Raw genomic sequence first — 10,871 nt, 5'->3', positions numbered from 1 at the left:
TTCACTAAAATACTACCGATATGTGACCACTGTTGCCGCCGTTACCGCCATTACCACCCGTAATCGTCGTATGGTTTGTAACAGAACTATTGCCAGCAATGATCAGGGCATAACCACCAGCACCACCGCCACCCCCGCTACCGTCGCCATTGGGGGTAATGTTTGCATCCTGTCCGTCACCGCCATTGCCCCCTAATCCGCCGGTAAGGGGGGTTGTGTAATCGTCTCCGTTAGCGCCATCCTCCTTGTCATGCGTTCCGCCCAGGCCGCCATCGCCGCCTTGCGCTCGTCCCCCGCCTCCGGCACCATGCCCGCCCAGGCCGCCTCCGGCACCGCCACCTCCACCTCCCACCCCGGCGTCAAGAAAGCCCGAAGGTTGCACTCCATCGGTTCCCGGCTGGCCAGGCGATCCACCGTCACCAGGTTGACCGGTGCTACGAATCCCTTCCCCGCCTCGCCCACCCACTGTCTGGCCAAGAGCTGGCAAGACGGGTGAGAACAATAAGGCCGCCAAAATAAGTGCCTTTGGGAGCGCCACACTTGAACGGAGATTTAAATTAAGTATTTTTAATTTAGAAAAATGATATACACTGAATCTGCGGCGATAATTTAACATCTCAATTCTCTTAAATAATACAGTTTCTAGCTTTTTTCTCATATTTAAATAAAAATTCAATGAATAATTTGAATTTTTATTATATTAAATAAATCTAATAATGAATATTATATTCATCAAGGACGAATCCAATCTATATTTATTTTCGGGAATATGCTTTCTATTTCCCCATTTTCAAAACGCATTGAGAACGGCGAGATAGCACGCCCCAGGAGAGCGGATTTTTCGGGAATCATCGTGCCGGTTTGCTGACGGCTGGATCAGCTTTTGATCAGCGCGCATTGTCTCCGGTATCGATCAATTTTCAGCGCAACTGGCAACTCCGTCAAAGATTATGTCGTTCCCAACAGTTGCTGCGTTTCGTTTTAAAATTCATTGTTGATGCGCATTGTAAAACATGAGGTTAATTCAATGGCAAACACTATTCAATTTACTAGTCCCCCACTTAAAGTAACTGATGTCTCAACAGCAGATGTACCAACAACAACGGATGGGTCAATCAAGTTCGAGCTCATAACAAATGATGGCACAGGCGGCGCGTCAATGGACGTCTATGTCAGCCTCTCGCCCCGTTCAGTTGCGGTTTTAAAAAGCGACGGAAGTTTTGCGGACTATGACGACGGAGAGACTGGCTACAAGCTCACTTCCGGGGCGGACGGCAAGTTAGAATTCTATTATGCTAGTCATACCCAAGCAATCATCGAACCCATTGTCCGCCTGTGGAACGAGCGCGCGGAGCTGCCAGACAACATGCCGCCACACCTGGTCTTTATTGATAACTCGAAATCCATAGATGCAAAATGGGGGCCTGTAGACGCCACGCAGAATGAGGACGGCAAGCTCGTGGTCGCTGCGAGTCAGGATTTTGTTAGCGTCACACTGCCACAGACATGCACAACCGACTATGGCAACCGGCCTGAGGCGCTAGTGGCACTGCAGGTGAATGATGATATCTACGTCAAAAGCATGAGGGAACTCAGTACCGAAGGCTTTAAAATACCGCCTGACACATTGAGATACGACACTTATAACTCATTTGTCTATATGATTTATAACGCATTGGCGGCTGAAAATGGAATGATCCTCGCACTGTTGACGGTTCGAGCCGATGACGTCAATCCGCCAGCAGCTACGCAATACCGCAATCTGGATAACGCAGCATATCTGGCAAATCACACCGGTGTCATTAACGATGCGACCATCACCAACAATTTCTCAATTAAAATACCGGCGCTAGGAGGAAGCCTGCCCTTTGTGAAAGGTGATATTCTGAAGATAAAGTGTTACGTTAATGCCTATCATTATGAAACGATGGAACCCAATTCCAACGTAGTTGAGTCGGACGATCACACACTTGACGGTAGTGACTTTAATGGCGAGCTTATAGTGCCAATTCCCGCGCCCAGATTTGCTGGCTTTTGTGCTGGACAGGATACGGGAATACATTTGGGCACGGTCAGGGTTGACTATGTAATCAGAGACCCAAACACTAATAAAACAAAGGCCATGCCGAAGCATACCCCAGAGCTCGCAATCAACGTGGGACTCGGCAGATCACACAAACAATAAGCGATCTTTCCAAGCACATCGCATTTTCTGTGAAATAAGAAATTTCAGTATATGGGGTGGCGCTCGGAAAACAACCACAGTGTTGATTCTAGTTCCATCGTGACCGGGCATTTCACACAGAACTGAGATATGTCTTGTTGAAACAGACAGGAACCCAGTCGGTTTGCATTGGGTGCGTTTTAAATACTTTGCCGAACGACGATCTGAAGGCAGGTGCGTCATTTGACAGTGATGCATATGAAGACAGCCTTCCTCTAAGCCCAGACACATACTGCGCCAGTTGAATTGTCAGTTCGGATGGAATTGGCAAGTTTTTCCGTTTGTTCAAAATCAGGAGAGCAGGATGAGACAGTTCATTCTCACTCAAAACAACAATAATTTGCATTACATGGCCAGCACACCGGCTTGCGGTTTTGCTTTTCCAGCGAATGAATTCGTCGATCTTGCCGTCACCTATAAGGACAGCTTTCATACGCCATTGGCTGGCAGAAACCTCGTGTGGCAGCTTGCCGAAGGCGAAGCCACGCTACGCCACCAGGCGACGCCGGTCGGCAGCGACGGCAACGGCGTCAATTCCATCCAGGTGACGCTTGCCGATCCGAGTGCGAACGCAACCATCCGCCTGGCCGTCTGGCCGGAAGATGAACCGGAATCCAAGCTCGAATTCGAATGTCTCTTCGGCGCGCCAAAGTCTGCTCCGCCGATTGGCGCGGGAAACTGGCTAAAAATTCTCTACCCCGGCGACGACCCAAAATATCTCGCCCCCATATCCCTCGCCCCAGATGCAGGCGATATAAACTACCTGGTTTTCTACGCTGACCCCTATGGAATTCCTATAGAAAGCAAAGAAATAATTATTACTTCTGTACTTGGTCAGAGTACAATAAGTAATAATACTAAAATCCGCCTTGGTCAATTCTACACCCATTTTAAAGAAGTAGACCAATATTCTCCCGGAGAGTGGATCACGACCGCAAAAGTAGATGGTAAAGAAGATAATTCAAAAAATCTACTTATTGATCAAAATATAGTTATAAATCAGGTTATTAATTTTTGGCCTATTAACAATTCTGTAATATATCCTGGTTATTCCTACGACCTAAAGACACTTCACACGGCTGGAAATGGATTTGTCTTAAGTCGTCGTGAGATATTGTGGAGTGTAAATACCAGATTACCCGATGGTGTCGAGGTCCGGATTGAGCCGGCATCCTTAAAGGAAGATCACATAGGCACTGCCATTTCATCAATTACTGTTCCATATGTTGTCTATGGAATGGATGATCGGATCACCTTGAAAGTTGGCTTAGTTGGAATGGAAGAATCGGACATTGTCATCTTCGACTACCCGACCTTCAAGATCGGCGGGCCGCGCTTTGTTCAGGTTGCACCGCTGCCAGACAACGAGAATATTTTTGACCCGCACAATTCCTACGCGTTCCAAGTTAAAGTGACCGACGAGAATGGGATCGCGCCAAGTGGCAATTTCAGCGTTACTTGGGAAGCCTCTGTAAAGGGAGAGGGAGAGGCACGTTTTCCCGAGCTTATTACCGAGCTCCAAAACGGTTTGAGCCAAAGTGACATCCACTTTAGCAATATGCCACAAGGTGTAGTTCAGAATATCGACGTTACCATTACACCATCGGAAGGCGCCCCCTACAAGGCGTCGTATCAGGTAGCCGCCAACGTCATCGCACCGGTCTCACCTACGACCACCGACCCGCTGGCTGTCGGAATTGAACAGGCTGTTAAGGTTAGCGTGACCGATTACAAGGGAAATGCTGTGCGCTATCGCACGCTAAATATCGCCCCCAACTCTGATATCAAGGTTGGTTCCAGTGCTGCAACAGACTTTGACGGCATCGCGACCATACCGGTAACTGCGTCCGCCGCGCTTACGACACAGTTATCCATTTCCGAAGGGCCAGATTGTGTTCCCACAACGGTCAAGCTCACCTTTGGTGAAAACAAACCCAAAATAACGATTGATCAGCCGGATCCGCAAACGATCCGTTACGATACCGATGTTACGGTAACTGCGACATATACGGATAGCCGCGGTCCTGTTCCCAGCAGCCAATTGAAGCTCGACCTGACCCTTGCCGATGGAAGCCCAGTAGCACCCAATTTATCGTGGAACCCGTTTGCAAACACGGATCCATCTGGAAAAGCCTCGTTCTGGTTTCACTTGTCGACCGTTTCGGGCCCTCCCGCCTTCGATGTCTCCCTAAAAGCAACAGTCAAGACAGCCGACGGCTCGGTTGTTTCCGAAACTGCACTATTCACATTCACGGGTCCAGCGCGACACAACAACCTCAAACTCCTGCAACCCAACAACAACTCCTCCCAATCGCTCGACACAAATACCATCATCATCGTGGAATTGTCTACGGAAAGCGGCAAGAAGCTAAATAACTACCCAATCAAGTGGAACCTGCCTACAGACGGCGTCACAATCAAACGGCAAGACGAACTTACAAGGTCGTATGGTACAGCCATTGCTATAATTGAGGTAACCAAGGCACAATCCCTTCCCTTTACCGTGGAAGCCACGCAAGCAGATGCTACTTGCCCGATCCAACTGAACTTTGGGGTAGATGATTACCAGGGCACCGCTCTGGCCCATAACAAGCGCTATGCGCATAACCCGCCCAGGCGCCAGGACGTCGATCCACTCGATGAGAGCCAAATCATCACGTACACCTATACCTATGTCAAGAATGGCATTCCTCAACCCGGCAAGTTGATAGATTGGACTGTCGAAACAATGATGCCGGGCATGCAGTTCTTCGACGAGAAGAACACAGAGTTGTTCGTCGACAACGACGCTCATATTATTCCCACAAAAACCGATCAAAACGGCAAGACCATCCTAAAAATCGGCTCTCTGACCGCGTGTGTCGCCACCGTCAGGGCTTGGCCGAACGAGAACAATGAAGCGCTTGTTCAGTCGAGCGAATTCGTCATAGCCACATTTCTTGATGTAACTTATTACGACCAATTCCATCAGGTTGAGTATGAACCTCAACCAATTGATTTAACTGGCAAATATGCATATGATCACGATGGCTTCACCCTACAAGTGCCGCCGGGAAGCGTTGGAGAAGAATACAAAAAGGTTGTTTTCTGGATCAATAGTCGTACTGCGGATAACTCTCAGGAGAATATAGTAATCACGAGCTACGAGGAAGCCGTCGACGGTTCGGTTGTTGTTCCGTTCAAATATCTTACGCCAGACATTGATGGGCAGCCTTCGAACATCTTTTCCTATATGCTCGTGAACACTACCGGCGCTGGCTTCCAGACAAGGCCCGTATTACCGGAGGTAATTAGCTCGGCCCCGAATCATCCCGCTCCGGGCGTGACTCGAACACTGGCGGCTCCATATCTGCGACAGCATGCTAGCATAATTAATTTCCCTGATATCGTTGACGGATTGGATATCTTTGTGGATATCGACTCTGATAAAACATTAATTGGAAAAACAATCACCCTGATCCTTTACCTAAACAAAAAGGGTGGTGGATATGGAAATAGATTACAACAAAGAAGGAAAATAGCCGGAAGCGACATCAATAACAAGCAATTAGTATTTAATTTTGCTTTCGATGACGTTAAAGGATACGATAAAGGAACGCTGGAGTCCGACTATAATATAGATGATACTTGGTCGAAAGCCTTTGGCCCCATCGAGATTGATACCGTCGAACCCTAATAGTAGCGAGTTCAATATCGGTGTCGTTGTTAGCACGGCGGCACCGATAAGAAAGAAGACGATTTCGCGGCGATGTATATGCCCGCCTCCACAACATTTTAAAACGTGGACACTGGCTGAAATCGCTGAAGCGATTATGGAGTGCTTGAGGTGTCGGCTTAGAAAACAGAACAGCTGTCCGCCGAGCTTTAGTTAGGGCTCATCGACTAAAGCACCTATACAAATGTCAGATCAACGCAGCCGCGCACTTTTTTGGCCTCGGCCACTTATCATCAGCTTCATGTCAATGAAAATTAATTGAATTAAAGCTAGAGCGCGTCCATTGAACGCGGAATCGCGTTGGGGATTCCCTTGGTCGCCGAATTCTGATTCCATCGCTCCGACGGGTGATTTGGTTGGAGGCAATATGACCCGGGCTTTCAGTGATGATCTGCGTAGCCGCGTTCTGGCTGCGTCACGGGATGGCATGTCGGCGCGTTCAGCGGCAGCCCGATTTGGGATTGGGATTTCAACAGCCATCGCCTGGATTGCGAGTGCGCGGGCAGGTCTGTTGGCCCCGGCGAAGCAGGGCAGACGCGGCGGCTCACGCCTGGATCCTCACGAGGGCTTCATCTTCGGCATGATCGAAGAGGCGAAGGACATCACGCTCAACGAGATGGTCCGGCGATTGCATGAGGAGAGAGCCGTATCGATCGGCCGCAGTGCGCTTGACGTCTGGCTGCGAAAGCGCGACTGGACTTTCAAAAAAGGACCGCACATGCATTGGAGCAGGACCGTCCTGACCTGCTGAAGCATCGCCAGGACTGGTTCGACGGCCAGCTCGATCTCGATCCAGCGCGCCTCGTCTTCATTGATGAAACCAGCCTGAGCACGAAGATGTCCCGGCTTCGCGGGCGCCCCCTTGCGGAGATCGATGCCGTTCACCGGTCCCAAACGGCCATTGGAAGACAACGACATTTACCGGTGCACTCAGACTATCCGGCATGACATGGCCCTCGACGGCGCGATGAACGGCGTCCCATTCCAGGCCTATGTCGAACAGGTTCTCATTCCAACCTTGGTGACCGGCGACATCGTCATCATGGACAACCTGCCGTCACATAAGGCGCAGGGCGTGCGTCTTGCAATCGAAGGTGCTGGGTGCCGCTTGCTCTACCTTCCTCCATACAGTCCAGACTTCAACCCCATCGAGAAGGCCTTCGCCAAGCTCAAGGCCGTCTTGCGCGCCAAAGCCGAGCGGACCGTCCAGGGCTTATGGAATACTGTCGGCCAGATCGTCACGCTGTTCGAACCACAAGAATCCGCAAACTACTTCAAATCCTGCGGATATAACCCCGAGTAAAGTGGACGCGCGCTAATTTAGCTGAATTTCATTTAAATATACAGCCAATTGAATTAAAATTGTTCCCATCGGTATTAAAATCTTGAAAAAAAAGAGAGTAATATGATGAAATTGTTTCAGTAAAACTGAATACAATACACTACTAAATTTCACACGAGCATAAACAAAACATTCTTATTGGGTGTCTGCAATGAAATGGGAACAAATTTATGAATCTATGCAATCCGCTGATGATGCTGGGCAGCTTCTGGAGCACATAGACAACTATGCCAAACAGCGCGGGTTCGCACATGTGTCCTATATCATGCGCGTTCCACTGCTCAATGGCGTGGTGAAATGGCTCAGCTTCGGCTCTCTGCCGCAAGAGTGGGTAGATCATTACGCTTCAAAAAAATATGCGGAGGAAGATCCGCTTATTCGTAAAGCATTAAACAGCATCGAGCCGCTGGTCTGGTCGGCGAAACTATACGCCGAGGCGCCTCAAATCTGGACGGATGCGCAGAGTTTCGGCTTCAAGGTTGGTATTTCGCAGCCTTGCTGGGCCGCGCAGGGCGTATTCGGCATGCTGTCTTTCATCAGAAGCGATCCGCCGTTAGCTTCCGGCGAAATCGCCACGTTGCGTCGTCAGATGCAGATTTCGGCCAATTTGCTTCATCTGTCCATGTATGAACATCTTGATGTTCCAACCATGAACTGCGTTTCCGAAGTGAACCTGACGGCGCGTGAAAGGGAAATCCTGCACTGGGCCAGCGAGGGCAAAACATCGGAAATCATCGGCGCAATTCTCAATATCTCAACCCGTACCGTGAATTTCCATATCAGCAACGTGCTGACCAAACTTGTTGCGGTGAATAAAGTTCAGGCGGTCGCGAAAGCCCGCACCTTCGGCCTTCTCTAATCTTATTCTATCCCCTCAGTCTTTCGGCGGCTTGGCCCGAAGGACAAATCCAAAATTTCCCCCCAAATTTTGAAAGAATATCTGTAGACGAATAGAGCAGGTTTTGCCGCCTGCAAATCCTCCGCGCGCCCCCCTGGCAATTCGCTGAACCTACAGATCAATCATCCTTTCGATCCCGATAGCATCCAGAAACGCCTGATCGTGGCTGACGACAAGCAGTCCGCCTTCATAGTCGTTCAGCGCTACCTCCAGCGCCTCGATGGAATCCAGATCGAGATGATTGGTCGGCTCATCCAGGATCAGTAGTTCCGGCTTCTGCGTTCCACCCAACACACAGGCCAGTGCTGCGCGCAGTAATTCACCGCCGCTCAGTTCTCCGGCAAGCCGGGACGAAGCTTCGCCGCGAAATGAAAAACGCGCCAGCGCTGCGCGGGCATCATTGTCATTCGCATCCGGATTGAGATGCCGGAAGTTCTCATAAAGCGTGGCTTTGCGGTCCATCAAGCTCATCTGCTGGTCGAACATAGCGATCGGCACGAAACACTGCACGCGCCCCGCAACCGGCAGCAATTCCCCCCGTGACAAGCCGCAGCAGTGATGTCTTGCCCGCGCCATTCGCACCGCGTATGGCAATGCGCTCCGGTCCGACAATCTTCATCGAAAAATCGCGTATGACGGGCGTGTCCGGTCGCGGCCCGCCCGACACGCTCTCCATTTGCAGAAGGACGCGCCCGGAAGGAAGCGCCTCGCGCTCGACGCTGAAGCGCATCGGCTTGACTGTTTCGACCAGCGTTTCAGCTTCTCTCAGTTGCGCCGCAGCCTTCTCCATATTGCGATCCGCAAGCGCCTGACCTTTGCCGCCGGTCTTCTGCGCCCGATCCTCACGCGCATCGAGTGTCATTTTGCTTATGCCGCTATCGGCACGTGAATTACGTCCACGTGAATCACTGCGTGCCTGACGTTCGGCTGCGTCCTGCGCCTTGCGTTGAACCTGTTTCACATCGCGCTGGGCAAGCTGAAGATTGCGAGCTGCGTTGTCCCGTTCTTCCTGCTTCTTGTCGTGATAAAAATCCCAGTTGCCGCCATAAAGATGCAGGCCACCTTGTGAAAGTTCGGCAATGCCATCCATGTTTCGCAACAAGGCGCGATCATGGCTAACGACAATTGCTGCCCCGCGCCACTCTGCCAGCATAGTCATCACGGCCAGACGGCCATCATGATCGAGGTTGTTAGTCGGCTCATCCAGAAGAATGATATCAGGCTGATGGAAAAGAAGGGCGGCGAGAGCGGCGCGCGTCCGCTGCCCACCGCTGAGCGTTGCAAGGGGTGTCTGCGGTTCAAGCGTCAGCCCGAAGCGCTGCAAGGCATCGGCAAAGTGCTGCGGCAACAGCCAGTCCGCTTGTTCAAAGTCGTTATCCGACCCCAGCCCGGCTTCAATGCGCGAAAGCATGGTGAACGCTGCGGAAAGGTCGAACAGATCGGCCAGCGCTCGCCCGCCGTCAGTCACAATATTCTGTTGCAGAACACCGAGCCTGCCGTTGCGCGTGACCGCGCCGGAAGTCGGCGCCATGGCGCCGCTCATGATATTGAGAAGCGTGGATTTACCCGCACCATTGCGCCCGACAAGCCCAATACGGCCTTCGGTCACGCTGAAATTGACGGATTCGAAAAGCGTGCGGCCATCAGCCGTGATGCAGGAAACGTCCTGAAGTGTGAGAGGAGCAGTCATTGCGAACCATGGAAACATTGAAAACACTGGTTGGTTGATACAGTGCTGCCTGATCCATCGTTCTTCTCTCCTTGTTTAGACTGCTCCCAATATAGGGACTGTTACGAAATCAATCCAGATCAAATGTCGCGATAACAGGGACGTGATCTGACGGCCGCTCCCAGCCGCGCGCATCGCGCAAGATTTGCAAGCCCTTCATATGGACCTCCAGATCAGCGGAACCCCAGATATGGTCGAGGCGGCGACCACGATCCGATTCATCCCAATCCTTGGCGCGATAACTCCACCAGGTATAGATTTTCTGATCCGCTGGAATGATCTGGCGCATGAGGTCGCTCCAGCCGCCCTTGACGCGCAGGTCTTCCAGCGTCTCGGTCTCGATCGGCGTATGGCTGACGATCTTCAAAAGCTGCTTATGCGACCAGACATCGTTTTCCAGCGGCGCGATGTTGAGATCGCCCACCAGGATCGACGACAATCCGTCCTGCCTGTCCGCCACAATGGCCCGCATTTCTTCCAGAAAGCCGAGCTTATGGGCAAATTTCGGATTGATTGCCGGGTCCGGCTCATCGCCGCCGGCTGGCACGTAGAAATTATGGATGCGGAGCTTCTTGTTTCCAGCTTCGACGACAGCACTCAAATGGCGGCAATCGCCCATATCGCAAAAGCCGATCTTCTCGACGCCGGACAACGGACGGCGCGAGATGGTCGCAACGCCGTGATAGCCCTTCTGGCCGCTGATCGCGATATGCTCATAGCCGAGCGCGCGAAACCCCTTGGAGGGGAACTGATCGTCCGGGCACTTGGTTTCCTGAAGACACAAAACATCGGGCTGATAGTCGCGCAGAAACTGCTCGACCAGCGGCATGCGCAGGCGCACGGAGTTGATGTTCCAGGTAGCAACGGAAAAAGCCATGGGGGAAGGACTCGCAGCAACGAAAAAGATGCCGCGAACCTAACCATTTATCGCGCAAATGCAAACGGCTTGCAGACCATAAACTG

General features: G+C 51.3%; 7 protein-coding genes and 1 pseudogene. 4 read left to right on the top strand and 4 right to left on the bottom strand.

The window, feature by feature from the left end; genetic code table 11:
• Nucleotides 1-4: 4 nt before the first annotated feature.
• Nucleotides 5-382: a hypothetical protein gene (locus tag QLQ11_RS09445; RefSeq protein WP_283735967.1), complete on the bottom strand. Its 378-nt coding sequence runs from the start codon at nucleotides 380-382 to the stop codon at nucleotides 5-7.
• A 645-nt stretch (nucleotides 383-1,027) separates the two neighbouring features.
• Here QLQ11_RS09445 and QLQ11_RS09440 point away from each other — a divergent pair.
• The 4 genes and pseudogenes from QLQ11_RS09440 to QLQ11_RS09425 all read left to right on the top strand — a co-directional run bounded on the left by QLQ11_RS09440 (nucleotide 1,028) and on the right by QLQ11_RS09425 (nucleotide 8,140).
• The gene (locus QLQ11_RS09440) at nucleotides 1,028-2,185 is read left to right on the top strand and encodes a hypothetical protein (RefSeq protein ID WP_124915124.1); all 1,158 of its coding nucleotides are present in this window, start codon (nucleotides 1,028-1,030) and stop codon (nucleotides 2,183-2,185) included.
• A gap of 343 nt (nucleotides 2,186-2,528) precedes the next feature.
• On the top strand, nucleotides 2,529-5,900 hold the full coding sequence (locus QLQ11_RS09435; RefSeq protein ID WP_283735968.1) for a hypothetical protein: 3,372 nt from the start codon (nucleotides 2,529-2,531) through the stop codon (nucleotides 5,898-5,900).
• A gap of 406 nt (nucleotides 5,901-6,306) precedes the next feature.
• Nucleotides 6,307-7,242 (top strand): annotated as a pseudogene (locus QLQ11_RS09430) (IS630 family transposase).
• Between the two features lie 190 nt (nucleotides 7,243-7,432).
• Complete coding sequence (locus QLQ11_RS09425; RefSeq protein ID WP_109369941.1) at nucleotides 7,433-8,140, top strand: LuxR family transcriptional regulator; 708 nt, start codon at nucleotides 7,433-7,435, stop codon at nucleotides 8,138-8,140.
• 150 nt (nucleotides 8,141-8,290) lie between these two features.
• On the opposite strand, the gene QLQ11_RS09420 is transcribed toward QLQ11_RS09425, so the two are convergent.
• The 3 genes from QLQ11_RS09420 to xth all read right to left on the bottom strand — a co-directional run bounded on the left by QLQ11_RS09420 (nucleotide 8,291) and on the right by xth (nucleotide 10,785).
• Nucleotides 8,291-8,641: an ATP-binding cassette domain-containing protein gene (locus tag QLQ11_RS09420; protein ID WP_371835865.1), complete on the bottom strand. Its 351-nt coding sequence runs from the start codon at nucleotides 8,639-8,641 to the stop codon at nucleotides 8,291-8,293.
• Complete coding sequence (locus QLQ11_RS09415) at nucleotides 8,616-9,869, bottom strand: ATP-binding cassette domain-containing protein (protein ID WP_371835864.1); 1,254 nt, start codon at nucleotides 9,867-9,869, stop codon at nucleotides 8,616-8,618. Before QLQ11_RS09415 ends, QLQ11_RS09420 begins: the two co-directional genes overlap by 26 nt.
• 109 nt (nucleotides 9,870-9,978) lie before the next feature.
• The gene (gene xth, locus QLQ11_RS09410; protein ID WP_109369942.1) at nucleotides 9,979-10,785 is read right to left on the bottom strand and encodes an exodeoxyribonuclease III; all 807 of its coding nucleotides are present in this window, start codon (nucleotides 10,783-10,785) and stop codon (nucleotides 9,979-9,981) included.
• Between the last annotated feature and the right edge of the window lie 86 nt (nucleotides 10,786-10,871).

It is taken from the genome of Ochrobactrum sp. SSR (assembly GCF_030067775.1).
Taxonomy (GTDB): Bacteria; Pseudomonadota; Alphaproteobacteria; order Rhizobiales; family Rhizobiaceae; genus Brucella; species Brucella teleogrylli.
Note: the sequence above shows the minus strand (reverse complement) of the source record. Positions and strands in the feature narration are given on the sequence as shown.